Source organism: Kribbella yunnanensis (genome assembly GCF_039529655.1).
GTDB lineage: Bacteria > Actinomycetota > Actinomycetes > Propionibacteriales > Kribbellaceae > Kribbella > Kribbella yunnanensis.
Genome location: NZ_BAAANF010000016.1, coordinates 473428 through 497396 on the forward strand (window position 1 = coordinate 473428; position 23969 = coordinate 497396).

General features: G+C 67.5%; 26 protein-coding genes and 1 pseudogene. 17 read left to right on the top strand and 10 right to left on the bottom strand.

All coding sequences use genetic code 11. From position 1 onward, the window contains the following. The first annotated feature begins 2 nt into the window (after positions 1–2). The 5 genes from tsf to ABD231_RS23220 all read left to right on the top strand — a co-directional run bounded on the left by tsf (position 3) and on the right by ABD231_RS23220 (position 3722). A complete protein-coding gene (gene tsf / locus ABD231_RS23200) occupies positions 3–821 on the top strand; it encodes a translation elongation factor Ts (protein ID WP_344155622.1) in 819 nt (272 codons plus the stop codon). A 50-nt stretch (positions 822–871) separates the two neighbouring features. After that, complete coding sequence (gene pyrH, locus ABD231_RS23205) at positions 872–1630, top strand: UMP kinase (protein WP_380155819.1); 759 nt, start codon at positions 872–874, stop codon at positions 1628–1630. A gap of 85 nt (positions 1631–1715) precedes the next feature. Further along, positions 1716–2270 (top strand): ribosome recycling factor, encoded by a 555-nt coding sequence (gene frr / locus ABD231_RS23210; RefSeq protein WP_425554199.1) that lies wholly within the window; start codon positions 1716–1718, stop codon positions 2268–2270. Further along, positions 2270–3133: a phosphatidate cytidylyltransferase gene (locus tag ABD231_RS23215; RefSeq protein ID WP_344155628.1), complete on the top strand. Its 864-nt coding sequence runs from the start codon at positions 2270–2272 to the stop codon at positions 3131–3133. The genes frr and ABD231_RS23215 overlap by 1 nt, the downstream gene beginning before the upstream one ends. 4 nt (positions 3134–3137) lie before the next feature. Beyond that, positions 3138–3722 carry a GNAT family N-acetyltransferase gene (locus ABD231_RS23220; RefSeq protein WP_344155631.1) on the top strand — a complete coding sequence of 195 codons (585 nt, stop codon included), beginning with the start codon at positions 3138–3140 and terminating at the stop codon, positions 3720–3722. Here ABD231_RS23220 and ABD231_RS23225 read toward each other — a convergent pair. Next, positions 3712–4704, bottom strand: a complete 993-nt coding sequence (locus tag ABD231_RS23225) for an LLM class flavin-dependent oxidoreductase (RefSeq protein WP_344155634.1) — start codon at positions 4702–4704, stop codon at positions 3712–3714. The genes ABD231_RS23220 and ABD231_RS23225 overlap by 11 nt on opposite strands. Positions 4705–4954: 250 nt before the next feature. Here ABD231_RS23225 and ABD231_RS23230 point away from each other — a divergent pair, with 250 nt between their 5' ends. After that, positions 4955–5638 (top strand): C39 family peptidase, encoded by a 684-nt coding sequence (locus tag ABD231_RS23230; protein WP_344155637.1) that lies wholly within the window; start codon positions 4955–4957, stop codon positions 5636–5638. Here the strand turns inward: ABD231_RS23230 and ABD231_RS23235 are convergent. After that, complete coding sequence (locus tag ABD231_RS23235) at positions 5626–6570, bottom strand: NAD(P)-dependent oxidoreductase (RefSeq protein ID WP_344155640.1); 945 nt, start codon at positions 6568–6570, stop codon at positions 5626–5628. The two genes, ABD231_RS23230 and ABD231_RS23235, sit on opposite strands and share 13 nt — an antisense overlap. A gap of 24 nt (positions 6571–6594) precedes the next feature. Here ABD231_RS23235 and ABD231_RS23240 point away from each other — a divergent pair, with 24 nt between their 5' ends. From ABD231_RS23240 to pdxY, 4 genes are all read left to right on the top strand, one after another. Beyond that, positions 6595–6885, top strand: a complete 291-nt coding sequence (locus tag ABD231_RS23240) for an Rdx family protein (RefSeq protein ID WP_344155643.1) — start codon at positions 6595–6597, stop codon at positions 6883–6885. A gap of 64 nt (positions 6886–6949) precedes the next feature. Beyond that, complete coding sequence (gene rlmN / locus ABD231_RS23245; protein ID WP_344155646.1) at positions 6950–8068, top strand: dual-specificity RNA methyltransferase RlmN; 1119 nt, start codon at positions 6950–6952, stop codon at positions 8066–8068. Then, complete coding sequence (locus ABD231_RS23250; RefSeq protein WP_344155649.1) at positions 8068–8298, top strand: DivIVA domain-containing protein; 231 nt, start codon at positions 8068–8070, stop codon at positions 8296–8298. Before rlmN ends, ABD231_RS23250 begins: the two co-directional genes overlap by 1 nt. A 34-nt stretch (positions 8299–8332) precedes the next feature. After that, positions 8333–9184: a pyridoxal kinase PdxY gene (gene pdxY, locus ABD231_RS23255; RefSeq protein ID WP_344155652.1), complete on the top strand. Its 852-nt coding sequence runs from the start codon at positions 8333–8335 to the stop codon at positions 9182–9184. Positions 9185–9208: 24 nt separating this feature from the next. Here pdxY and ABD231_RS23260 read toward each other — a convergent pair whose 3' ends face one another. Continuing rightward, entirely contained in the window at positions 9209–10306 is a 1098-nt protein-coding gene (locus ABD231_RS23260; protein WP_344155654.1) for an LOG family protein, read from the bottom strand. A gap of 66 nt (positions 10307–10372) precedes the next feature. On the opposite strand from ABD231_RS23260, the gene ABD231_RS23265 reads away from it, so the two are divergent. Further along, a complete protein-coding gene (locus ABD231_RS23265; RefSeq protein WP_344155656.1) occupies positions 10373–11662 on the top strand; it encodes an aspartate aminotransferase family protein in 1290 nt (429 codons plus the stop codon). Positions 11663–12038: 376 nt separating this feature from the next. Here ABD231_RS23265 and ABD231_RS23270 read toward each other — a convergent pair whose 3' ends face one another. Further along, positions 12039–12665 carry a TetR/AcrR family transcriptional regulator gene (locus tag ABD231_RS23270; RefSeq protein ID WP_344155659.1) on the bottom strand — a complete coding sequence of 209 codons (627 nt, stop codon included), beginning with the start codon at positions 12663–12665 and terminating at the stop codon, positions 12039–12041. A 355-nt stretch (positions 12666–13020) separates the two neighbouring features. Here ABD231_RS23270 and ABD231_RS23275 point away from each other — a divergent pair, with 355 nt between their 5' ends. Both ABD231_RS23275 and ABD231_RS23280 read left to right on the top strand, forming a co-directional pair. Further along, a complete protein-coding gene (locus ABD231_RS23275) occupies positions 13021–14577 on the top strand; it encodes an FAD-dependent monooxygenase (protein ID WP_344155661.1) in 1557 nt (518 codons plus the stop codon). Further along, entirely contained in the window at positions 14496–14819 is a 324-nt protein-coding gene (locus tag ABD231_RS23280) for a DUF6461 domain-containing protein (RefSeq protein WP_344155663.1), read from the top strand. The genes ABD231_RS23275 and ABD231_RS23280 overlap by 82 nt, the downstream gene beginning before the upstream one ends. A 40-nt stretch (positions 14820–14859) precedes the next feature. Here ABD231_RS23280 and ABD231_RS23285 read toward each other — a convergent pair whose 3' ends face one another. The 4 genes from ABD231_RS23285 to ABD231_RS23300 all read right to left on the bottom strand — a co-directional run bounded on the left by ABD231_RS23285 (position 14860) and on the right by ABD231_RS23300 (position 18159). After that, entirely contained in the window at positions 14860–15732 is an 873-nt protein-coding gene (locus tag ABD231_RS23285) for an amino acid ABC transporter permease (RefSeq protein ID WP_344155666.1), read from the bottom strand. Then, complete coding sequence (locus ABD231_RS23290; protein WP_344155669.1) at positions 15732–16379, bottom strand: amino acid ABC transporter permease; 648 nt, start codon at positions 16377–16379, stop codon at positions 15732–15734. The genes ABD231_RS23285 and ABD231_RS23290 overlap by 1 nt, the downstream gene beginning before the upstream one ends. A 75-nt stretch (positions 16380–16454) precedes the next feature. Further along, entirely contained in the window at positions 16455–17378 is a 924-nt protein-coding gene (locus ABD231_RS23295) for a glutamate ABC transporter substrate-binding protein (protein WP_344155672.1), read from the bottom strand. 52 nt (positions 17379–17430) lie between these two features. Next, complete coding sequence (locus tag ABD231_RS23300) at positions 17431–18159, bottom strand: amino acid ABC transporter ATP-binding protein (protein WP_344155853.1); 729 nt, start codon at positions 18157–18159, stop codon at positions 17431–17433. A 255-nt stretch (positions 18160–18414) separates the two neighbouring features. Between ABD231_RS23300 and miaB the strand changes: the two genes are divergently transcribed. From miaB to ABD231_RS23315, 3 genes and pseudogenes are all read left to right on the top strand, one after another. Then, the gene (gene miaB, locus ABD231_RS23305; RefSeq protein ID WP_344155675.1) at positions 18415–19890 is read left to right on the top strand and encodes a tRNA (N6-isopentenyl adenosine(37)-C2)-methylthiotransferase MiaB; all 1476 of its coding nucleotides are present in this window, start codon (positions 18415–18417) and stop codon (positions 19888–19890) included. Between the two features lie 206 nt (positions 19891–20096). Then, positions 20097–20321 (top strand): annotated as a pseudogene (locus ABD231_RS42335) (BUD32 family EKC/KEOPS complex subunit); the annotation flags it as partial. Between the two features lie 58 nt (positions 20322–20379). Then, positions 20380–20637 carry a hypothetical protein gene (locus ABD231_RS23315; RefSeq protein WP_344155856.1) on the top strand — a complete coding sequence of 86 codons (258 nt, stop codon included), beginning with the start codon at positions 20380–20382 and terminating at the stop codon, positions 20635–20637. 105 nt (positions 20638–20742) lie between these two features. Here the strand turns inward: ABD231_RS23315 and ABD231_RS23320 are convergent, their stop codons facing one another. Then, positions 20743–22548, bottom strand: a complete 1806-nt coding sequence (locus tag ABD231_RS23320) for a LamG-like jellyroll fold domain-containing protein (RefSeq protein WP_344155678.1) — start codon at positions 22546–22548, stop codon at positions 20743–20745. A gap of 409 nt (positions 22549–22957) precedes the next feature. Further along, positions 22958–23407, bottom strand: a complete 450-nt coding sequence (locus ABD231_RS23325) for an NUDIX hydrolase (RefSeq protein WP_344155680.1) — start codon at positions 23405–23407, stop codon at positions 22958–22960. A gap of 135 nt (positions 23408–23542) precedes the next feature. Between ABD231_RS23325 and ABD231_RS23330 the strand changes: the two genes are divergently transcribed. Next, entirely contained in the window at positions 23543–23950 is a 408-nt protein-coding gene (locus ABD231_RS23330) for a DUF6069 family protein (RefSeq protein WP_344155683.1), read from the top strand. The last annotated feature ends 19 nt before the right edge of the window (positions 23951–23969 follow it).

Genomic DNA, 23969 nt, shown 5'->3' on the forward strand with positions numbered 1-23969 from the left:
GAATGGCGAACTACACCGCCGCTGACGTGAAGAAGCTCCGCGACACCACGGGCGCGGGCATGATGGACGCCAAGAAGGCGCTCGAGAGCACCGACGGCGACTTCGAGAAGGCGATCGAGGAGCTGCGCATCCACGGCGCGGCCAAGGCGCAGAAGCGCGGCGCCGAGCGTTCCGCGAGCAACGGCCTGGTGGCCGCGGCCGAGAACGCGCTGGTCCAGCTGAACTGCGAGACCGACTTCGTCGCCAAGAACGAGCAGTTCCAGCAGCTCGCGGCCGACATCGTCGCGCACGCGTCGGCCAGCAAGGTCGGCGACGCCGAGGCGCTGCTCAGCGAGAAGCTGGCCGACGGCAAGTCGGTCGCCGAGAACATCGAGGCCCTGGCCGCGGTCATCGGCGAGAAGCTCGAGCTCGGCAAGGTCGCCGTGTTCGACGGCCAGGTGACGGCGTACATGCACAAGCGCGCCGCGGACCTGCCGGCTCAGGTCGGCGTCCTGGTCGAGTTCGAGGGTGACAACATCGAGGCCGCCCGTGGCGCTGCCATGCAGGCCGCCGCGATGCGCCCGCTCTACACCACCCGCGACGAGGTTCCGGCCGAGACGGTCGCGAACGAGCAGCGGATCGCCGAGGCGACCGCACGCGAGGAGGGCAAGCCCGAGGGCGCGCTCCCGAAGATCGTCGAAGGCCGGGTGAACGGCTTCTTCAAGGAGGTCGTGCTGCTCGAGCAGCCGTCGGTCACCGAGAACAAGAAGACCGTGAAGGCGGTCCTCGACGAGGCCGGTGTGACCGTGAAGCGGTTCGCCCGCTTCGAGGTCGGCGCCTGAGGCGTTAAGGACCGACCAGCACAGCAACGCAACGAGGAGAGGCCGGAATCGTGACGGAAACCCTGGGTACCGAGACGAATCCGGCCTCTTCGCCGTATTCGCCCGCCTACCGGCGGGTGCTGCTGAAACTGTCGGGTGAGGTGTTCGGCGGCGGCAAGCTCGGCGTCGACCCCGACGTGGTGAACTCGATCGCCCGCCAGATCGCCGAGGTGGTCCAGGCCGGGGTGCAGGTCGCCATCGTCGTCGGCGGCGGCAACTTCTTCCGCGGTGCTGAGCTCCAGCAGCGCGGGATGGAGCGCAACCGCGCCGACTACATGGGCATGCTCGGCACCGTGATGAACTGCCTGGCGCTGCAGGACTTCCTGGAGAAGCTCGGCATCGAGACCCGGGTGCAGACCGCCATCACGATGGGCCAGGTCGCCGAGCCGTACATCCCGCGCAAGGCCGAGCGGCACCTGGAGAAGGGCCGCGTGGTCATCTTCGGTGCGGGTTCCGGGATGCCGTACTTCTCCACCGACACGGTCGCCGCCCAGCGCGCGCTCGAGGTCGGCGCCGAGGCGCTGCTGATGGGCAAACAGGGCGTGGACGGTGTCTACGACTCCGACCCGAAGAAGAACCCGGACGCGGTCAAGTTCGACCAGCTCTCGTACGACGACTTCCTGGCCCGCGGGCTGCGGGTCGCCGACGCGACCGCGATCAGCCTGGCCCGCGACAACGCGCTGCCGATCGTGATCTTCGGTCTCGAGGAGGGCAATATCGCCCGGGTCGTGCACGGGGACAAGATCGGTACGGTCGTCGCGCCGGGGTAGTACGCCGTACCGGGCCGCCGTACCACTAGGATCTGTCGAAACGGGCTGCGACGAGGCGGCCAACAGGGAAGCGAGGAATGTCGTGATCGACGAAGCACTCCGCGAAGCCGAGCAGAAGATGGCGAAGGCCGTGGAGGTCGCCAAGGACGATTTCGCCGCGATCCGTACCGGCCGCGCGCACCCGTCGATGTTCTCGAACATCGTGGCGGACTACTACGGTTCCCCGACGCCCCTGCAGCAGCTGGCCGGTTTCCAGGTCCCGGATCCGCGGACCGTGCTCATCTCGCCGTACGACAAGGGCGCGATGGCCGCGATCGAGAAGGCGATCCGCGAGTCGGACCTGGGCGTGAACCCGGGCAACGACGGCGCGGTCATCCGGGTCACGATGCCGCAGCTCACCGAGGAGCGCCGCAAGGAGTACATCAAGGTCGCCAAGACCAAGGGCGAGGACGCGAAGATCTCGGTGCGTTCCGTCCGTCGCCACGCCAAGGACTCGATCGACAAGTCGGTCAAGGACGGCGAGGCCGGCGAGGACGAGGGCAAGAGTGCTGAGAAGCGGCTGGACGGGATGACGAAGAAGTACGTCGACTCGATCGACCAGCTGCTCAAGCACAAGGAAGCCGAACTGCTCGAGGTGTGATGGGCGTCGAGAGCACGCCGCCCGCACCGAGTCCGAAACCCACGCCGGATCCGGGTCGCGCCGGGCGTAATCTGCCCGCGGCGATCGGGGTCGGCCTCGGCCTGGGTGTGGTCATCATCGGCTCCCTGTTCTGGGAGAAGGTGCTGTTCATCTTCGTCGTCCTGGCCGCCGTGCTGGTGGCCGTCGACGAGATGATCAAGTCGCTGCGCACCGGCGGCGCGGTGATCCCGCGGATCCCGGTCTTCGTCGGTACGGCGGCGATGCTGATCGCCGCGTACTTCGGGGGACCGATGGCGCTGCTGGTCGCGATGGCGGGCACGGTGCTGGCCACGATCTTCTGGCGGATGCCGGGCGGTTCGGTCGGTTTCGTCCGCGACACCAGCGCCGGGGTGTTCCTGATCGGATACGTGCCGCTGCTGGCCGGGTTCGCGATCCTGCTGGTCCAGCCGGACGCCGACGGGCCGCTGCGGGTGATGACGTTCTTCCTGGTGGTCGTCGCCAGCGATGTCGGCGGTTACGTGGCCGGCGTCCTGTTCGGCAAGCATGCGATGGCGCCGACGATCAGCCCGAAGAAGTCCTGGGAGGGTTTCGCCGGTTCGACGCTGTTCTGTGTCGGCGCCGGTATCGCCTCGGTCGTCTTCCTGCTCGACGGGGCCTGGTGGGTCGGCGCGATCGTCGGTGCGGTGGCCGTGGTGACCGCGACCGTCGGCGACCTCGGCGAGTCGATGATCAAGCGCGACCTGGGCATCAAGGACATGTCGAACCTGCTGCCCGGTCACGGTGGAGTGATGGACCGGCTGGACTCGCTGCTGGCGACGGCGCCGGCGGTGTGGCTCCTGCTGCATCTTCTGGTGAAGGGGTGAGGGTATGACGGTCGCACCGGATGGGCGGTCGCTGGTGGGTGACGTGGTCCGCCTGGATCGCTTGCAGGACAGCGACTACGACGAGCTGTACGCCGCGATCGGCAACGACGAGGTGTACGCCGGCGGCTTCGGCGGTGGCGTGGCGCCCAAGAGTGCGGCGGAGATGCGGGAGAGCTGGATCCCCGCCACGGCCAAGCGGTTCGCGTACGGCGTCCGGTTGGTTGCCGACGGCACCCTGATCGGTACGTCGGGTCTCGGCGACGTCGATCTGGCCAACGAGCGGATCCACCTCGGCTGGACGGGGTACGCGCCCGCGGTCTGGGGGACGGCGGTCAACCCGGCGACCAAGTTGCTGCTGATGCAGCACGCCTTCGAGGACTGCGGGTTCGGCCGTCTGAAGATCCAGACCGGTCTCAAGAACACCCGTTCCCAGGCCGCGATCGCCAAGCTCGGTGCGACGCGTGAAGGTGTGCTGCGCCGGCACATGGCGCAGGCCGACGGTTCGTGGCGCGACACCGTGGTGTTCTCGATCCTGGCCGACGAATGGCCCGAGGTGCGCAAGCGCCTCGAGGAGCGCATCAACCGCTAGCGAGTTCCGCCAACGCGGTGTACGAGGCGACCAGGTCACCACGGTCATAGGTGTTCGTGGTGACCAGGACCTCGTCCGCGCCAGTACGTCGTACCAGCCCGCCGAGCGCGGTGTCGACCTCGGCCGGGGTCCCGTAGATCTGGCCGGCCAGCGCGTTGTCGAAGAACTCCCGCTCTCTGCCGGTCATCTCGGTCGGGGGAGCGGACTCCAGCGGCGGAAACACCCCGCGCGTCCGCGTGTAGGCAGTCGCCCACGCCTCCGGCAGCAACAGGTCCCTGGCCTGCTCAGTCGTCGGTGCGACAGCCGCAGTCGCCGCCAGTACGACATACGGTCGCGAAGCCGAGGCGGATGGGCGGAACTCGGCCCGGTACCGCTCAATCAGCTGCACCAGCTCTGTCTCGCCCTTCACACCCGCGATCACCAAGGGCAGCCCGAACGACGCGGCCAGCGCAGCGCCCTCCCCGATGGCCAGGATGAACGCGGGGATGCGCAGACCCTCGCCAGGACGGGCGTGTACCTGCGGATGGGCCTGCTGAGTGCCGTCGAAGTACCCGAGGAGTTCCTTGAGTTGGTCCGCGAAGTCCTCGGCCGCGTCCTTCTCGACGCCTAGTGCGCGGCGGATGCCGTTGGTGAAGCCGACCGAGCGCCCCAGACCCATGTCGATCCGGCCCGGGTACAGCGACTCCAGCACGCCGAACTGCTCGGCTACTACGAGCGGCTGGTGGTTCGGCAGCATCACGCCGCCGGTACCGACCCGGATGGTGTCAGTGCGCGCTGCCACAGCCGCAGCCAGCACTGTGGGGGCGGATCCGATCACTCCAGGCACGCTGTGGTGCTCAGACACCCAGAAACGCTTGTAGCCGAGCTTCTCGACCTCCTGCGCCAAGTCGACGGTCGCGCGCAGTGTCTCGGCCTCTGACTCGCCGACACGTCGCCGTGAGCGGTCCAGGACCGATAGCGGCACTCCTGACAACAAGCCCATACCTGAAGCCAACGGCCGCCGCAGTCACCTCATTCCCCGCACTCTTCGAGCAACATCGAAAAGTTCAGAACCTTTTCCGAGGCCCGGCGAACCCCCTCTACAGGCCGCTGACCTGCGGAAACACCGAATCGTAAGTATGTGACGGCTGTCATGACGATTCTGGGCAGGGGTTTACATTCTCCCGGAATAGGACTGCACTCAGTGCTGGAGTGACCACCCCGGGTCACTTCGTCAGGCTGAGGGAGTTGACATGAGGCACACCCCGCCGAAACTCAAGGCCGCGCTCTGCGCTCTGGCCCTGCTCGCCACGACCGCACTGCCGATGGCGTCCGCCCCCGCCGTCGCCGGTCCCGCCCCCGCCATCTCGGCCGAAGCCGCCGCAGCGGCCAAGCCCGTCCCCACGTCCGGCTTCAGCACCCAGACACTCAAGACGCTGAACATCCAGTTCCAGTACCAGCAGACCGGCTACTGGTGCGGACCGGCCGCGACCCGGATCGCACTGTCGGCCAAGACGTCGAACCTGCCCAGTCAGCAGCAGTTGGCCAACGAGCTGCCCACGGACGAGGACGGTACCGACTGGATCGGTCAGGTCACCCGGGTGCTGAACAACCGCCTCAACACCGGCTACTACGAGACCAAGGAGATGCCGAACGACCCGCCGACGCAGGCGCAGCGGGATCTGCTCTGGCATGACATCGTCTACGACATCGACCGTGGCTGGGCGCTGGTCGCGAACATCGTTGCCCCCGCCAACAACCACCCGCCGGGCTACCCGAACTACACGATCTGGCACTACTTCACCGTGATCGGGTACGACTCCAGCGACTCGACCGTGCTGATCGCCGACCCGGCCGGCTTCAACCCGAACGCGACGTACTGGCTGACCTTCAACCAGCTCGCGACCCTGGTCCCGCCGAAGGGCTACTCGGCCTGAGCCAGCTCGGTGAGGATGGCGTCCACGTGGTCGAGACGCAGGTCGCGGACCTCACGCAGGCTGAACGCACCACCACGATGCGGGCTGAGGACAACGTTCGGCAACTCATGGAACGGGTACGTCGATGCGGTGACTCCGGTCACCGCATCGGCCGACCTGGCCTCCTCCCACCAGACATCCAGTCCGGCGGCGACCCCGCCGGCACGCAGGCGCTCGTACAGGGCGCGTTCGTCGACCACGGTGGCGCGTGCGACGTTCACGAGGACACTGGGCTCAGGTAGTAAGCCGATGAGGTCCGCACCGAACAGACCGTCCGTTGCAGGCGAGCCAGGAATCGCCAGTACGACGACGCGCGCCCGGCTGACCAGATTCGGCAGCTCGGAACGCGGGTGGATGCGGATGTCGCCGTCCACTCCGGTTTGCTCGGTCGAACGCATCACGTGGACCTGCATGCCGAGTCCGTTCAACGCACGGGCGATTCGGCGACCCACTTCGCCGTACCCGATCACTAGGGCGGGGTGTCCGCCGAGGATCATCGTCGGGTTCGGTGGCACGTAGCGGGCTGTCCAGTCGCCGGTGCGCATGCCCTGGTCGGCAGGCACGATTGCACGGGCCGCAGCGAGGACCAGTGCGACTGCGAGCTCGGCTGTCGGTCCGGCGTTGTGGTGCACGGTCCGGAGCTGCACCTGTGGGAAGTCCTTGAGCAGATCGCGCACCTCTTGCCGGACTCCGGCGAACGGGACGATCAGAGTCCGCAGGTGCGGGCTGGCGGCAACCAGTTCGCGAGTGGGGGAGCGGGCGACCAGTACGTCGTACGCCGCGTCTGTGAGCGGTGTGCCGTCCGTGAAGCGCCAGTCGGGGTGTCGCTTGGTCAGGCGTTCGGTGGCTTCGTCCTCGAGGACGCCCACACCGTGGACCCAGAACTGCGTCATGGGGTGGAAATGTAGTTTATGGAGGTGAGCAGAGCGCCGCGGTTGGAGATCGAGTACTGCACGCAGTGTCGGTGGTTGATGCGGGCGGCCTGGACTGCACAGGAGCTGTTGACGACGTTCCCCAAGGAGCTGGGGGAGGTGGCGCTGGTGCCGTCCACCGGTGGGATCTTCGACATCTCGCTGGACGGGGAGCTGCTGTGGTCGCGGAAGGCCGAGGGTGGGTTCGCCGAACTGCCGCTGCTGAAGCAGATGGTGCGGGATCGAATCGCCCCGGACCGCCAGCTCGGTCACTCCGATCGCAAAGCCTCGGAGTGATCCGTAGCACGTCGCGGATGTGAATTTGTGAATGATTGGGGCCGCAGGCGACAATGGATCGGCTATGACTACCTCCCTTCCCCTCGTTTTCGATGAGCCGCGCCGTGCCAAGAAGCCGCCGCGGCACTTGGCCGATCTGTCCGGGGAGGAGCGCCGCGAGGCGGTCGCCGCGCTGGGGGAGCCCGCCTTCCGGGCCAAGCAGCTGTCGAACCACTACTTTTCCCGGCTGACGTCCGACCCGGCCGAGATGACCGATCTGCCGGCCGCGACCCGCGACAAGCTCGTCGCGGACCTGATGCCGCCGTTGCTGACCAAGGTCCGCGACCTGGAGTGCGACAACGGGACCACGCGTAAGTCGCTGTGGAAGCTGCTGGACGGTTCGCTGGTCGAGTCCGTGCTGATGCGCTACACCGACCGCACCACCATGTGCGTCTCGTCGCAGGCGGGTTGTGGGATGGCGTGCCCGTTCTGCGCGACCGGCCAGGCCGGCCTGACGCGGAACATGTCGACCGCGGAGATCGTCGAGCAGGTCGTCGACGGCGCCCGCGCGCTGTCCCGTGGTGAGATCGCGGGCGGTCCTGGGCGGGTCAACAACATCGTCTTCATGGGCATGGGCGAGCCGATGGCCAACTACAAGGCCGTCATCGGCGCCGTCCGCCGCTTCACCGATCCGTCGCCCGAGGGCCTCGGCATCTCCGCGCGCGGCGTGACGGTCTCGACCGTCGGCCTGGTACCGCGGATCAACCAGCTCGCGACCGAGGGCATCCCGGTCACGCTGGCCCTGTCCCTGCACGCGCCGGACGACGAGCTGCGCGACGAGCTCGTCCCGATCAACAACCGCTGGAAGGTCGACGAGGTCCTCGACGCCGCCTGGGGCTACGCCGAGAAGACCAAGCGCCGGGTCTCCATCGAGTACGCGATGATCCGCGACATCAACGACCACGCCTGGCGTGCCGACCTGCTCGCCGAGAAGCTCCGCGCCCGCGGCGACTGGGGCTGGGTGCACGTCAACCTGATCCCGCTGAACCCCACGCCCGGCTCCAAGTGGACCGCCTCCGACCCGGCCGACGAGCGCGAGTTCGTCCGCCGCCTCCAGGCCGGCGGCATCTCCACCACCGTCCGCGACACCCGCGGCCAGGAGATCGACGGCGCCTGCGGCCAACTCGCCGCCGCCACCAAGTAATGCCCAGCAACTTCACCCGCGTCCGCTGGCGCGAGGGCTACGACATCGACGAGGTAGACGCCTTCCTCGAACGCCTAGCCGCCACCGTAGAAGGCCGGTACGTCGACACCCCGGTAACCGCCGCCGACATCCGCAACATCAGCTTCACCCCCACCCGCCTCCGCGAGGGCTACGCGATCGACGAGGTAGACACCTTCCTCGACCAGGCCGAACGCGGCCTGAGCCAGTAGCCGGTGAGAAATCCGGTCCTGGGATGATCGAGGGGTGAAGATCCTTTCGATCCAGTCCGCGGTGGCCTATGGGCACGTGGGGAACTCGGCTGCCGTCTTTCCGCTTCAGCGTATTGGGGTGGAGGTGCTGCCGGTTTACACGGTCAACTTCTCGAACCACACCGGGTACGGCGCTTGGCGTGGGCCGCTAATTAGCCCGGATGACGTGCGTGAGGTGCTGCTGGGGATTGAGGAGCGCGGGGCGTTTCCGCAGATCGACGCGGTGCTGTCGGGCTACCAGGGTGGTGAGGGGGTCGCCGAGGTCATCCTGGAGACGGTGGAGCGGGTGAAGGCGGCGAACCCGGAGGCGGTGTACTCGTGTGACCCGGTGATGGGGAATGCGAAGTCGGGCTGTTTCGTCGCTCCGGCGATTCCGGTGTTGCTGCGGGACCGGGTGGTTCCGGCGGCCGACATCATCACGCCTAACCAGTTCGAGCTGGGGTTCCTGACCGGCACTGAGCCGGACACGCTGGAGTCCACGCTCAAGGCGGTTGAGCTCGTGCGGGCGACCGGACCGCGGACGGTGCTCGTCACCAGCGTGGAGCGCCCGGACCGCGAGGAGGGCACGATCGAGATGCTCGCAGTCGACGACAACGGCGCCTGGCTCGTGCAGACGCCGTACATCCCGATGAAGGCCAACGGCTCGGGTGACGTGACCGCTGCGCTCTTCACCGCGCACTACCGCCGAACCGGCGACCTGGCAGACGCACTGGCCCACACCACCTCCAGCGTCTTCGACCTGCTCACCAACACTCACAAGTCAGGTGAGCGCGAGCTGCAGCTCGTGGAGTCGCAGGACGCGTACGCCAACCCACAGCTGCAGTTCAAGCCACGCAGCGTCGCCTGAGCGTCAGCCGACCACCTCGCTGAGCTACGGCCTGACGAGTGCTGCGGCCTCGTCGATTGAGTCGACCAAGCGGATCGACGAGCCCATCGGGCGGTCCGCCGCCAGGGACTGCAGGAGCGGCCAGACCGGGAGGTTCTCCGTCCAGTGCTCGACGTCGACCAGGATGAGCGGGATCTGCGTGGCGTGGTCGCCGTAGTAGTTCGGGGTGACCGCCTGGAACACCTCCTGCACAGTCCCGGCCGCACCGGGCAGGTAGATGATCCCGCCGCGCGCCTGTGACAGCAGCACGTCCTCACGCTGCGCGTTGGAGAAGTACTTCGCGATCGACGACGCGAACACGTTGGGCGGCTCGTGCCCGTAGAACCAGGTCGGAATCGACACTCCGCCGTTCCCCGGGAACTCCCGCCGTACGGCGAGTCCCACCGACGCCCACTCCGCGATCGACGGCCGGAACGACGGTACGGCGGCCAGCGCGGTCAGCGCGCGTTCCACGGCAGCATCGTCGTACGACGCGAGTGAGGCGCCCAGGTTCGCCGCCTCCATCGCGCCGGGTCCACCACCGGTCACGACGGTCAGACCGGCCCGGGCGAGCCCCCGACCGAGCAGAACAGCGGCCCGGTACGTCGTACTGCCGCGGGCGATGCCGTGTCCGCCCATCACGCCGACCCAGGGACCGGTGTCCGGGAGCTCGTGGAGAGCGTCCGCGATCGCGTGGTCGTGCAGGGCGGCCGCTAGCGTGCGACTGGTGTCACCGCGCTCGTCGTGCTGTCGTGACCAGGCGTAGATGCGGGCATCCGGTGTGGCGTCGTACCCGCGGTCCAGACCGGCGTACAGCTCCTCGGCGTCGTACAGCGTGCCGCGGTACGCGTCGAACGGCAGTTCCGGGATCGCAGGGAACACCAGCCCGCCACCGTCCCGGATCCAGCGGTCCGCCTTGTCCTCCAGCATGCAGCCGAGGAACAGCGCCCCCAGTGGGTTCAGACCGAGCAACTCCGCCGTACGGCCGGTCAGATCCACCGACTGCACCCGCCACCCGGCCATGGCGGTCGCACCGGCGGCCAGGACGCGGTCGAAGTGGTCCAAGGACTCGATGTCCACGTGCGGAATGCTCGGCTGTGTCACGCAGAGCACCCTATTCTCAGAGGAGGCCTCTATCAGCAGGCCGCGCTTTGCGGTAATGCTTAGGACATGACACATGCGGAGCTCTGGGAGCGTCACAAGGCCGTCATGCCGGACTGGCTCGCGTTGTACTACGAAGAGCCGATCGAGATCGTCCAGGGGTCCGGCCGCCGGGTCACCGACGGCGAGGGCAACAGCTATCTCGACTTCTTCGCCGGCATCCTGACGAACGCGATCGGCTACGACATCGCGGAGATCTCCGACGCGGTGCGCGAGCAGTTGAGCAGCGGGATCGCGCACACCTCCACGGTGTACCTGATCCGCAAGCAGATCGAGCTGGCCGAGCAGATCGCCAAACTCTCCGGGATCGAGAACGCGAAGGTCTTCTTCGCCAACTCCGGTACCGAGGCGAACGAGGCTGCCCTGCTGCTCGCCACCCAGAATCGCCGTTCCAACCAGGTCCTGGCGATGCGGAACTCGTACCACGGCCGCGCCTTCGGCACCGTCGCGATCACCGGCAACCGCGGCTGGTCCGCGAGCAGCCTGTCGCCGGTCAACGTGCAGTACCTGCAGGGCGCGTACCACTACCGCAGCCCATTCCGGAACCTGCCGGACGCCGAGTACATCAAGGTCTGTGTCGACGACCTGCGCAACGTCATCGAGACCACCACCGCCGGTGACGTCGCCTGCCTGATCGCCGAGCCGATCCAGGGCGTCGGCGGTTTCGCCTCCCCGCCCGACGGCCTGTACGGCGCCTTCAAGGAGGTGCTGGACGAGTACGGCATCCTGTTCATCTCCGACGAGGTCCAGACCGGCTGGGGTCGCACCGGCGAACACTTCTGGGGGATCCAGGCGCACGGCGTCGTACCGGATGCCATGACGTTCGCGAAGGGCCTCGGCAACGGCTTCGCCATCGGCGGCGTGGTCGCCAAACCCGGCCTGATGGACAGCATCAAGGCGAACTCCCTGTCGACCTTCGGCGGCAACCCGATCTCCACCAGCGCCGCCAAGGCCACCATCGACTACCTGCTCGACCACGACCTCCAGGCGAACGCCGCCAAGCGCGGCGCCCAGTTGGCCGACGGCCTACGCGGCATCGCCGAGGAGTTCCCCGAGCTCGCCGACGTCCGCGGCAAGGGCCTGATGCTCGCCACCGAGATCGTCAACCCGGCCGACAACACCCCCGACGCGGCCACCACCGCCAAACTCCAGCAGGAGACCAAGAACCGCGGCCTCCTGATCGGCAAGGGCGGCCTCTACGGCAACGTCCTCCGCATGGCCCCGCCGATGACCCTCACCGAAGAGGAAACCACCGAGGCCCTCGAAATCCTCCGAGACTCCTTCAACACCCTGCGCTGACCCCAGTACGACGAAGGCCCACCCTCGCCAACATCCACAGCAGGGTGGGCCACGCCAATGCACATGTGGGGTCTTCTTCCCCCGCGCCGGGCTACCGCCCGCCGCCCAGCGCGCTGCCGCGCGCACGAGAACGGTCCGCGTCTGGCTGAGTCCCGCGTTCACGGGACGATCAATTCTCCTCCGCCGAAACCGACCAACATTCAAGCGCCGTCGACATCGTCTCCGCCGGCTGTCGAACGAACAAGGCCGGTCCGCTGGACAACGTCTGTGGAACCCTGCCGGAAAGCAATCGCCACCGCGTAGCGAACGACCGACTCGAGGCTGCGATCCGTCAGGACGTCCGGAGGCGGTTGGGCCGGAGCCCAGGTTCACGCCGTTAGGTGCTGTTGTCGGTGTTGTCCCTGTTGACGGGAGGTGCGTGCCGCAGGGCGGCGAGTACGTAATCCACGATCGCGTACACCTCAGCCGTAGAGCTCTGTCGGTGGAGGATCAGGCGCCGCAAGAACGCCGGCCCGGTCAGTAGATCGATTGCCAGTTCGATGTCGGCGCCGTGTGGGATCTCTGCGCGTTGACGTGCTCGCTGTAGCACTTGCCGGAGCGGCTCCCTGCGCCGCTCCGATAGCTCAACGTGAAGGGTCGCGAGAGCAGGATCGCGTTCCGCCGCGTCGATGAATGCGGAGAGTAGACGAGGAAAGGGCTGAGTGCTCAGCAGGGTGTGCATGCGAATCAGCAGAGTGCCTAGATCGGATCGGAGTTCACCGGTCTCCGGCGTCGGATCCGTTTGTGAGATCCGCTCCATAGCTTCGGCAAGCAACTCGGCGCGGGCGGACCAGCGTCGGTAGACAGTCGCCTTACTGGCACCGGCCCGTGCAGCGACGGCTTCCATGGTGAATCCGCCGACACCCTCGTCAGCGAGCAGATCGAGGGCCGCGCGCAGCAGTCGATCCCGGGCAGCGGCGCCCCGCGGGATCGGAGTGCGCGGCCGGTCGGTCCGTTCGGGCACGGGCGCGGGCTCATTGGTCGGAGACAGTGGCACGATCGAAACGGTAGTGTACCGTTAGCCTTATCGCAAGCCGCTGACCAACCAGGGGGCGAGTCGGCTGCGTCGGCCTGCTCGCAGGGGTCGTCAGCGGCGATCATCTCGACCTGTGCTCGATCAACGCCGTGGGTGATTATCACACCGCCTGCACGAGATACCTGTTGCCCCCAAAACACAAAGACGCCGCCGTCGAGATGTCGCCGAAAGTACTCCCGGTGCGCGGGCAACAACTCATCCATCACATCAAGCGGCCGCACACGGCATAAATCGCGGCCAGCGGATTGAGCAACCCCTAGAAAGACAATTGGAGGAAAGAGAGATGCGAGAGATACGGACACAGGTCGTCGTCGCGGGTGCCGGCCCGGTCGGCCTCTGGCTGGCAGGGGAGCTGCGGGTGGGAGGTGTCGACGTCCTGCTGATCGACCAGGCCCCGCAGCGCACGGACGATCGGCGGGCCGGCTCACTGCAGAGCCGGACCCTGGAGGTCTTCGACCAGCGCGGGTATCTGGAGCCGATGCTCGCCGTCGGATCGCCGGGTCAGTACGCTCACTACAGCGGAATCGTGCTGTCTCTCGAAGATTTCGACGTTCCCTACCGTTATGCGCTGCAACTGTTCCAGGATCGCGTCGAACGGCTGCTCGAGAAGCGTGTGACGCAGCTAGGCGCCAGGCCGACGTGGGGTACGGCGGTCATCGGTCTCAGCCAGGACGCCGACGAGGTAGTGGTGCGTGCGCAGACCGCCGAGGGTGAGGTGCTGATCCACGCCGACTACGTCGTCGGGTGCGATGGAGGGCACAGCGCCGTGCGCAAGCTCGCCGGTATCGGCTTCTCCGGAACCGACCCCACACTCTCGGCTATCGCCGCCGATCCGGTGGTGATGGACGATCCACCGGTCATCGAGGGATTTCCCTTTGACCGTCCCGGCACGAACGGCCACTACACGATATTGCTGGCCGCAGAGGGCTGGTATCGCGTGGGGGTCGTGGAATACGACCCGTCGCTGGCAGAGCGTGAGCCTTCCGCCGACGAGTTGCGGGCGGCCATGCGTCGGGTGATCGGCAGTGACTTCGGGCTGCACGACACCGACCGGGTCAAGCTGTTCGGGGACACGACGCGGCAGGCGGACAGGTATCGGGATGGGCGGGTGTTGCTCGCAGGTGATGCCGCCCACGTGCACTTCCCCGCCGGCGGACAAGGTCTGAACACGGGAGTGCAGGACGCGGCGAACCTCGGTTGGAAGCTGGCCGCGGTGGTACGTGGCGATGCCACTGTGGACCTTCTCGACACTTACCACGCCGAACGACACCTGGCCGGCGAGATCGTCCAGCAGAACACTCGCGCCCAGGTCGCGCTCAACCGCCCTGACGATCATCACCGGCCGTTGCGCGAGACGATGAGGTGGCTGGCCACCGAGCCGACGGTGACGAAACTGCTGGGTGGAATGATCTCGGCGCTCGCTCTGCGCTACCCGTCCGAGGCGGGCGGGATGGCCGGCATGCGTCTGCCGGATGTTCACGTACGCACCACCGACGGTGATGTCCGGCTGTTCGAGCTGCTGCGCCGTGGGCGCCCACTGCTGGTTGACCTCACCGACGGCATGGACCTCTCCGACGTAGCCGAGGGCTGGGCTGGTCGAATCGATCTGGTCACCGGCACCGCTACCGTGCCGGAATGGACGCTTCCGCAGGGGGAGCGGATCGCCGTACCAGAGGTCATGCTGGTGCGCCCGGACGGCTACGTGGGCTGGAGCAGCACCGCTGGCATCGATGGCCTTGTCGAGGCGCTCGGCACCTGGTGTGGCCCCGTTCGCAAGGCGTCTCAACAGCGATCCGGCAAGGCACCTGTGCCGACTGCGCTACCGGCCGGCGCACCATAGGCGGGTCGAAGCGCCGCTTCGAGCCGGCCTTCGCCTGTGAGCGCGGCGGCAGCGAGCCCGACGGCCTGTACGACGAGATGGAGCGTCTCGGCCCCGACGTCGACGACACCGGGGGCGACGACAACATCGGTCCGGTCCAGGAGGCGGCGTACGCGTTGATGGAGCACCTGACCGGAGTCCGGCTGACTGCTGAGCACTTCGCCGGCTCGTTCGTGACGGGTCTGGTCAAGCTGCCGGGCTGAGAACGGCGAAGGCCCCCTCGGAAGGGGGCCTTCGCCGTACTCAGATGCTGTCGCCGGTGGTGGTGATGTCCGGTGCCTTGGTGATGGGCGGTGGGGCGCCGGTGATCTTGCGGCGGCGCCTCGAGCGGCCCTCGAGGTAGCGGGCCAGCAGTGACAGCAGCGAGCACAGGCCGATGTAGATGACCGCGATGACGATGTACGTCGGGATGTAGGGGAAGCCGTATTGGAGCCGGCCGCCCATCTGCTTGCCGACGTACAACAGCTCGCCGTAGGTGATGACGAAGCCGAGCGCGGTGTCCTTCAGCAGGACGACGAGCTGGGAGACGATCGCGGGCAGCATCGCGCTGACTGCCTGCGGCAGCAGGACCAGCCGGACGACCTGGTTCTTGCGCAGGCCGAGGGCGTAGGCCGCTTCGCGCTGCCCCTTCGGTACGGCGGCGATCCCGGCCCGGAAGATCTCGGCGAGCACCGAGCCGTTGTACAGCGTCAGCCCGAGCACGACCGCCCAGAACGGGCCGAGGCCCCACTGGAACTGGATGTTCGCGAAGTAGAAGAAGATCATCATGATCAGCAGCGGGATCGCGCGGAACAGCTCGACGAGGTACGTCGCCGGGACCCGGACCCACTTGTGATCACTGATCCGCGCCGCGGCGAACACGGCCCCGAACACGAGTGCGAGGACGGTGGCCGTTCCGGCCGCGCGCAGCGTGTTGAGCAGACCATCGAGCAACTGCTGCTGGATCGCGGTGTACTGGAACTGGCGCCACAGCCGGCCCTCGAACTGGCCGTTGACGTAGAGCCGGTTGATCAGCCAGGCGGCGACGCCGACCACCGCGATCACGACGACGATGTTGGAGACCCGGTTGCGGAGCTTGCCGCGCGGACCGGGGACCTCGTACAGGACTGAACTCATCAGGCCACCGCCGTCCGTCGTTCGGCCCACCGCTGCAGGAACATCAGCGGGACAATGAGAATCAGGAAGCCGATCGCGATCCAGGTCAGCGTGAGCAGCTGGTTCTCGCCGCGCTCGGACATCGCGAAGGAAATCGCACCGGCCTCGGCGAGCGAGAAGCCGGCCGCGATCGTGGTGTTCTTCAGCAGCGCGATGAACACGCTGGACAGCGGCGGGACGATCGCCCGGAACGCCTGCGGCAGCACGATCAGCGTCAGCACCTGGAAGAACGTCATACCGACCGCTCGGGCTGCCTCGGACTGGCCGGGGGAGACGGTGTTGACGCCGGACCGGACGACCTCGCAGACGAACGCCGCGGTGTAGATCGTCAACGCCCCGACGCCCGACCAGAACGGCGACGGCAGCGCCAGGTCCGTCTTGGCCGCGCCGAAGAACAAGAAGGCGAAGACCAGCGTCAACGGGGTGTTCCGCAGGGTGTTCACGTAGCCGGTGCCGACCGCGCGCAGTGCCGGAATCGGGGAGACGCGGAACGCGGCCAGGATGGTGCCGAGCACCAGACTGAGTACGGCGGAGACCAGGAACAACCTGATCGTCAGCCAGAATCCGTCCCGGAACAGATCCCAGTTGTCGGTGAGAACCGAGAGCATCGCGACCTTCCTCGTGCTAAGCCTCTACAGAACCCGGCCGCGACGCCGGTGAGGACGTCGCGGCCGGGGAGTGGATCAGTACTTCTCGAGCGGCGGCGGGGTGCCCGGCGAGCCGGACTTGCCGAGCGTCTCGTCGTAGATCGACTTCCAGGTGCCGTCGGTCGCGGACTTCTCCAGGATGGTGTTCACCTGGTCGCGCAGCGCCTTGTCGTCCTTCGGCAGGCCGATGCCGTACTTCTCGGTGCTGAACGGCTTGCCGACCACGCGGAGCTGGTCGGGTGCGGTGGCCGCGTAGCCCTTCAGGATGGCGTCGTCGGTGGTGACGGCGTCGACCTTCTTGTCCAGCAGCTGCGAGACGCACTCCGAGTAGGTCTTGAACTCGGAGATGTTGCTGGCCTCGGTGAGCTGCTCGTCCTTGACCCGCTGGATCGGGGTCGAGCCGGTCGCGGAGCAGACCTTCTTGCCCTTGAGCGCGGTCTTGCCGGCGTCCATCGAGGTGTCGGCCTTGTTGACCAGCAGGTCCTGACCGGCCACGAAGTACGGGCCGGCGAAGGAGACCAGCGCCTTGCGCTTGTCGGTGATCGAGTAGGTGCCGACGTAGTAGTCGATCTCGCCGCCGCCGATCGCCGTCTCGCGGTTCGCGGACGGGATCTCCTTGTACTCGATCTTGTCCGGGTCGAAGCCGAGGTTGGCCGAGACCATCCGGGCGACCTCGATGTCGAAGCCGCAGCGCTTGCCGTCGGCATCCTTGTAGCCGAGGTTCGGCTGGTCGGCCTTGACGCCGACGATCAGGTTGCCGCGGCTCTTGATCTTGGCGAACGCCGGGCTGCCGGCCACGTCCACACCGGTGGCGGTCTCGAACTTGTGCAGCGTGCCACAGGAGTCGGACGCGGCCTTGTCGCCGCTGCCTCCGGCCGCCGGCTCTTCCTTGCCGCAAGCGGTCGCGGTCAGCGCGAGCGCCGCGACGCCGAGTCCGGCGACGAGGTGACGCATTCTCATGTTCAGGTTCCCCTTTGATGTGTGATTGCTGGGTACGGCCGCGGGCGGAAGCTCAGTGCTTCAGGATCTTGCCGAGGAAGTCCTGGGCGCGCCGGGAGGTCGGGCTGGTGAAGAAGGTCTCCGGGTCGGACTGCTCGACGATCTCGCCGTCGGCCATGAAGACCACCCGGTTCGCCGCACTCCGCGCGAACCCCATCTCGTGGGTGACCACGACCATCGTCATCTGCTGCTTGGCGAGGTCGATCATCACCTCCAGGACCTCCTGGATCATCTCCGGGTCGAGCGCCGAGGTGGGCTCGTCGAAGAGGATGACCTTGGGATCCATCGCCAGCGCCCGGGCGATGGCGACCCGCTGCTGCTGGCCGCCGGACAGCTGCGCCGGGTACTTCGACGCCTGGCTGGCCACCCCCACTCGTTCCAGCAGCTCCAGGGCCCGCTTCTCGGCCTGCTTCGGGTCGGTCTTGCGGACCTTGATCGGGCCGAGGGTGACGTTCTGCAGGATCGTCTTGTGCGCGAACAGGTTGAACGACTGGAACACCATGCCGACATCGGCGCGCAGCGTCGCCAGCGACTTGCCCTCGCTCGGCAGCGGCTGGCCGTCCAGCTCGATGGTGCCCGAGTCGATCGTCTCGAGCCGGTTGATCGCGCGGCAGAGCGTCGACTTGCCGGACCCGGACGGGCCGATCACCACGACGACCTCGCCCTTGGCGATGGACAGGTTGATGTCCTTCAGGACGTGCAGTTCGCCGAAATGTTTGTTGACGCCGGTGAGGGCCACCAGACCCGTTTGCGTCAAGGTGCCGGAATCGCTCATGGCCAGAACCTAGCGGAGGCCGGGGGGCCGTCGCATCGCCGGTCGGTTCCGTGGTGGTAACGATCTGCAATGAACCGGCGCGTAGGGTGATGGTGTCATCACGCTGAGCACGATACTGCGCGTGAGTGTCCGGAACCTGCCGCGGCACGGCAACCACCCGCAGCAAGTGCTAGCGAGCGTGTACGGCGGCCGCTCCTTCTGCACGTATTCTTGGTGGCTGTTATGCGTACTTACGAGGTCCGCACCTACGGGTGCCAGATGAACGTCCACGACTCCGAGCGGCTGCGCGGCCTGATGGAGGACGCGGGCTACGTGCGCGCGCCCGAGGGCGACCAGGCCGATGTCGTGGTCTTCAACACCTGCGCGGTCCGCGAGAACGCCGACAACAAGCTGTACGGCAACCTCGGGCACCTGGCGCCGGTCAAGGCCAAGCGGCCGGGGATGCAGATCGCCGTCGGCGGGTGCCTGGCGCAGAAGGACAAGGCGTCCATCACCAAGAAGGCGCCCTGGGTCGACGTCGTGTTCGGTACCCACAACATCGGCTCTCTGCCGGTGCTGCTGGAGCGGGCCCGGATCGCCGAGGAGTCCCAGGTCGAGATCCTCGAGTCCCTCGACGTGTTCCCGTCCACGCTGCCGACGCGGCGCGAGTCGGCGTACTCGGCCTGGGTTTCGGTCAGCGTCGGCTGCAACAACACCTGCACGTTCTGCATCGTCCCGGCGCTGCGCGGCCGCGAGAAGGACCGCCGCCCCGGCGACGTGCTCGCCGAGGTCGAGGCGCTCGTCGCCGAAGGCGTCCTCGAGGTGACCCTGCTCGGGCAGAACGTGAACTCGTACGGCGTGGAGTTCGGCGACCGTTACGCGTTCTCGAAGCTGCTTCGGGCCTGCGGGGAGATCGACGGGCTGGAGCGGGTCCGCTTCACCTCGCCGCACCCGCGCGACTTCACCGCCGACGTGATCGAGGCGATGGCCGAGACGCCGAACGTGATGCCCTCGCTGCACATGCCGCTGCAGTCCGGTTCGGACCGCGTGCTGAAGGCGATGCGCCGTTCGTACCGTCGGGACCGCTACCTGAAGATCATTGAAGACGTGCGGGCGGCGATGCCGGAAGCGGCGATCACCACCGACATCATCGTCGGCTTCCCCGGCGAGACCGAGGAAGACTTCGAGGGCACCCTCGACGTCGTCCGCCAAGCGCGTTTCGCCGGCGCCTTCACCTTCCAGTACTCCAAGCGTCCTGGTACGCCGGCCGAGTCGATGGAGGACCAGGTTCCGCGCGCGGTCGTCCAAGAGCGGTACGAGCGCCTGGTCGCACTGCAGGACGACATGGCCTGGGCCGAGAACAAGCTGACCGTCGGCCGCTCCCTCGAAGTCCTCGTCGCCGAAGGCGAAGGCCGCAAGGACGCCGCCACCCACCGCCTGAGCGGCCGCGCCCGCGACAACCGCCTCGTCCACTTCGCCCTCCCCGAAGGCGTAGAACCACCCCGCCCCGGCGACCTCGCTACCGTCGAGGTCACCTACGCCGCCCCCCACCACCTGGTAGCCGACACTTTCGGCTCCATCCGCCGAACCCGAGCCGGCGACGCCTGGCAACGCCTCCAAGACGCCCCGCCGTCCGCAGCCCCCGGCGTCATGCTCGGCATGCCAAGCATCGGCGCCAAACCCCTCGAACCGGCTGTCGGCGGTTGCTCGATCGCATGACCCCGCCGGAGGAGGAGGCTGCCGCCCCCTCCGGTGGGGCGTCGCCGGGTGATCGAGTTGCAGGCGCGGCCTTCCCCTCGACTCTCCTTCCCCCGGATGCGGAGCCGTTTGCGGCTGGGCGGGATGCGGATGTGTATGCGCTGGACGACGACTGGGTAGTTCGGCGGTATCGGGATGGGTTTCCGGTGCGGGACGAGGCTGACTTCATGCGGCATGTGGCGAAGTTCGGCTACCCGGTGCCCGCCGTACGGGAGGTTGACGGCGCGGACATGGTGATCGAACGGCTCACCGGTCCCACGCTCGCCGACTCAGCTGTTGCCGGTGAACTCACCGCCACCGAGCTCGGCGTACTGCATGCTGACCTGCATCGTCGGCTGCACGCGATCCCGGCGCCGAGCGGGACGCCGGGTCGCGTCGTCGTCCACGGTGACCTGCACCCGTACAACGTGATCGCAACCGAGGCCGGCCCGATCGTCATCGACTGGCGGAATGCCGAAGAAGGGCACCGCCGAGTTCGACATTGCGATGACTGCGGTCATCTTCGCCCAGGTGGCCCTCGATCCGGCATGGGCCGACCTGTCCCCACTCCTCCGCGAGGCCCTGGCCGCCTACCTCGCCCACTCGATCGACCCAACCCCCGGCCTCACCGCAGCACTAGATGCCCGCAGCAACAACATCACCCTGACACCCGCCGAGAAGGCGTTGTTGCCGGCGCAGGCCGCGTTGATCCGGAGCATGCTCGGCTAAGCCGGACCTGTGCCACTCACTAACCTCGCTCCGGGCCCCCGCGCCACGCTCAGCTGAGCGTGGCCGAGGTCGTCCGGCGAGGGTTGGTGAGTGGCTGGGGTCCGCCTACGCGTTCAGGAACTGGGACGGCTTCAGCGCGCGGCTGACGATCCGCACCTCACCGATGTGCCCGGCGAAACCCTGGTCGACGGTGTTGTCGTAGTGCCCGGCACCGACCAGCCACGGCTTGCCGACCGTCGCCAGCCCGTTCGACGGGGTCGCGGGATTACGCAGCAGCTCCGACGAGTCGACGTACACGATGCTGTGTCGTCCGTCGTTGACGATCGCGAGGTGGAACCACTGCCCGGCCACCTGCTCGTGACCCCAGTTGGTGAAGGTGTCGTTGCGGTCCAGCGGGTACACCGCCCACTGCACCTGCCGTCCACCGGAGAACCCGAGCTTCACCACCGGCTCGTCCGGGTCACTTCCCGTCTTCCCGGCATCCCGCCCGGTTCCGAGCCGGGAGATCAGGCCCTCCCACGAGTGGTCCTGCCCGTCGTCGGCCAGCTTCACGAACGCCTCGATCGTGTACCCGCCGCGGAACGTGAGCTTGTTGAGCGGCGCGTTGTCGGCCGTCTGCAGATACCCACCGCGGGCCGGATTCTTCCCACCCGGGAACACCCAGCTCGCATGCCCCGGCTGCTCCGGGTGGAACTCGCCCGACGCGCTCGGTGCGTCCCCGCCAAGCTGCACGCGGGTCAGATGGTTCCCCTGCCCGGACTGGTCGACGACCTGCCCGCTCACCGGTCCATCGAACCGCCAGTACGCCGCCGTTCCCGGAATCACCAACTGCTTCGCAGGCCGCGCCGGCCGCACCGGAACGGGCGCGAATCCCGCGAACCGCTTCTCGAAGTCGATCGGGACGCTGAACCGGTTGACGTCATCGGTCAGCTCGATCTCGGCCGCGGCCAGCTCGCTGCGCTTGGCCGGGTTCTGGTCGAGGATCCACGGGGCGATCGTCTCGACGTCGATCGTGTTCCGGGCCAGGTCGAAGTGGTACAGCCGGACCATCCCGGAACCGCCGTAGTACCGGTCCTGGTAGTTGGTCAGGTGCAGGTGCACGTCATGTCCGGCGGCGTTCTGCTTGACGAGTCGCCCAGACGGCCAGAAGTGACCGTTCAGGGTGAGGAAGATCTGGTCGTTGTCCTTCACCAGCTGATCCCAGACCCGGTTGCCGTGATCGCTCAGCTCGGCGACACCGGTGTCGGCGTACACGAGCTCGTGCGTCGTCAGGATCACCGGCAGCTTCGGATGCGCCGCGATCACCGCGCGCGCCCACGCGAAGCTCGCGTCCGACGGCCGCCAGTCCATTGCCAACAGCAACCACTGCCGCCCGGCGGCGCGGAACACGTGGTACGAGTTGTACCCGTTCGCCGTTGAGCCGCCGTACGTCGCCATCCGCCGGAACCGCTGCGGCCCGAACGTCCGGAGGTACGGCGAGTCGCCGCGACTGTCGTCCTTGGAACCGTCGATGTCGTGGTTCCCGGCCAGCACCGAGTACGGCATCCGGGCCCGGTCGAGCACCTTGAACACCGGATCCGCCTGCGCGAACTCCGAGGCCAGTGCGTTCTCCACCACGTCACCGAGGTGCGCGACGAACACGAGGTTCTCCGCTGAGCGCTGCTCGACGAGATACTCGAACGTCGCGGTCAGTGGTGCGGGGTCGCCGCGATCCTCATCGAACTGATACTGCGTGTCCGGTACGACGGCCACCGTGAACCGCGGGTGTTCGGTGTCGACGCGCCCGCCGTACGACGTACTAGCCGCAGCCGGTCCACTGTCGAGCACTCCGCCGGCCACCACGGCCCCCGCGCTGAGCGCTCCCGCCTGCAAGAGCCGCCGCCGGCTCGTCCCGTCGTACTGCTGATCCATGAGCTGCCTCCACGTCGCTACCTGACACCGCAGCGAACACTAGAACCCACCCCCCGAACATGAACGCAACCGAAACACCACAGGAACCCACCGTCAAAGGACACCGCTCCGCGGCGACAGTTCATTTGGCCGACTTCGTCGGCGTGCTCCTGTGGATCCGCCTGACCGAGTTCCGCGAACGAACCGGTGTTGAGGGGAGAAGGCGCGGGCCCTGGGCGAACACCTCAGGAAGTCCGCCGCGAATGGACACCGCTTCGCGGCGACAGTTCATTTGGCCGACTTCGTCGGCGTGCTTCTGTGATTGCGCCCCTCCGTGTTCCGTGAACGAAACGCTGTTGTGGGGGAGGGGGTGGACCCTATGAGCCTTCTTGCTAGCTGGTGTGCGGTTGGCGGTTGGCGCCAACTGGGCTCAGTTGAAGCCTTGGACGATGACGGCGGGCAGGCCACCGTCCAGTCCTGCCAGCACCCGTGCCTCATGCGGCACCGTTGGCTCCGGCAGTTTGTCGAGCGCGAACCACCCCAGCCCCTCCGCCTTCCCTGGCTCCATCGTCCGTGGCTCACCTGTCCACCGCGACGTCGTGAAGAAGAAGTCGACTCGTTCGTCGATCGGGTCGCCGTTCCCACCCGTCCGATGCATCGCGGTCACCGGCACCAAGTCCTCCGGAGCGATCTCGACCCCGACCTCCTCGCGGACCTCCCGCACCGCGGCCTCCGCCGCAGACTCCCCGTGCTCGACATGCCCGGCCGGCACCGCCCAATACCCGTCCATATACCCGGTGTTGGCTCGCAGCATCATCAGCACCTCGTCGCCCCGCCGCAACACCACATACGCCGCCGGCACCACCCGAAACCGATCCATCCCCAGACCCTAACCACCCCCACCGACAACCAGGTGCCAAAAGAATCTCGACCACACGTGTCAATTCACGTGGGTCCGCTTCGACGTACAGGTAAGAGATCGGCACCAGGCCGCTCCACTGCCCCGGAGGTCACCATGACCGTCACGCTCACCACCACGACCGTTGCCCCGTCCACCGGACTCCTGCTCCGCGACGGCGCCGTAGCCACCGTCCTCGCCGCCGTCGCCACCGCGACAGTCGCAGGCACCGCTCAAGCCGCCGGCATCAGCCTCAACGTCGCCGGCGCGCCGATCCCGGTCCCCGGTTTCGCCGTCATGACCACCATCTTCGCGGCCCTAGGCCTACTCATCGCCCTGGGTCTCCGCCGGTTCGCCGCCCGCCCGCGGACCGCCTGGATCCGCGTCACCGTCGCCCTGACCGCCCTCTCCTTCACCCCCGACGTCCTCGCCGACGCCGCCCCCACGACCAAGGCCCTCCTGATGACCACCCACCTGGTCGCCGCCGCCCTCATCATCCCCGCGGTAGCCCGCCGCCTCCGATGATCTCCGAACAGCAAAGGGC

Bases quoted from the DNA above. Each gene is read 5' to 3' on its own strand.
- ABD231_RS23325 (WP_344155680.1), bottom strand. From the start codon at position 23,407: ATGGATCGGTTTCGGGTGGTGCCGGCGGCGTATGTGGTGTTGCGGCGG.
- ABD231_RS23235 (WP_344155640.1), bottom strand. From the start codon at position 6,570: ATGACGCAGTTCTGGGTCCACGGTGTGGGCGTCCTCGAGGACGAAGCC.
- ABD231_RS23290 (WP_344155669.1), bottom strand. From the start codon at position 16,379: ATGCTCTCGGTTCTCACCGACAACTGGGATCTGTTCCGGGACGGATTC.
- ABD231_RS23320 (WP_344155678.1), bottom strand. From the start codon at position 22,548: ATGGATCAGCAGTACGACGGGACGAGCCGGCGGCGGCTCTTGCAGGCG.
- ABD231_RS23230 (WP_344155637.1), top strand. From the start codon at position 4,955: ATGAGGCACACCCCGCCGAAACTCAAGGCCGCGCTCTGCGCTCTGGCC.
- ABD231_RS23215 (WP_344155628.1), top strand. From the start codon at position 2,270: ATGGGCGTCGAGAGCACGCCGCCCGCACCGAGTCCGAAACCCACGCCG.
- ABD231_RS23225 (WP_344155634.1), bottom strand. From the start codon at position 4,704: ATGGGCTTGTTGTCAGGAGTGCCGCTATCGGTCCTGGACCGCTCACGG.
- miaB (WP_344155675.1), top strand. From the start codon at position 18,415: ATGCGTACTTACGAGGTCCGCACCTACGGGTGCCAGATGAACGTCCAC.
- ABD231_RS23220 (WP_344155631.1), top strand. From the start codon at position 3,138: ATGACGGTCGCACCGGATGGGCGGTCGCTGGTGGGTGACGTGGTCCGC.
- ABD231_RS23250 (WP_344155649.1), top strand. From the start codon at position 8,068: ATGCCCAGCAACTTCACCCGCGTCCGCTGGCGCGAGGGCTACGACATC.
- ABD231_RS23315 (WP_344155856.1), top strand. From the start codon at position 20,380: ATGCCGAAGAAGGGCACCGCCGAGTTCGACATTGCGATGACTGCGGTC.
- ABD231_RS23295 (WP_344155672.1), bottom strand. From the start codon at position 17,378: ATGAGAATGCGTCACCTCGTCGCCGGACTCGGCGTCGCGGCGCTCGCG.
- ABD231_RS23275 (WP_344155661.1), top strand. From the start codon at position 13,021: ATGCGAGAGATACGGACACAGGTCGTCGTCGCGGGTGCCGGCCCGGTC.
- tsf (WP_344155622.1), top strand. From the start codon at position 3: ATGGCGAACTACACCGCCGCTGACGTGAAGAAGCTCCGCGACACCACG.
- ABD231_RS23330 (WP_344155683.1), top strand. From the start codon at position 23,543: ATGACCGTCACGCTCACCACCACGACCGTTGCCCCGTCCACCGGACTC.
- ABD231_RS23285 (WP_344155666.1), bottom strand. From the start codon at position 15,732: ATGAGTTCAGTCCTGTACGAGGTCCCCGGTCCGCGCGGCAAGCTCCGC.
- ABD231_RS23265 (WP_344155656.1), top strand. From the start codon at position 10,373: ATGACACATGCGGAGCTCTGGGAGCGTCACAAGGCCGTCATGCCGGAC.
- rlmN (WP_344155646.1), top strand. From the start codon at position 6,950: ATGACTACCTCCCTTCCCCTCGTTTTCGATGAGCCGCGCCGTGCCAAG.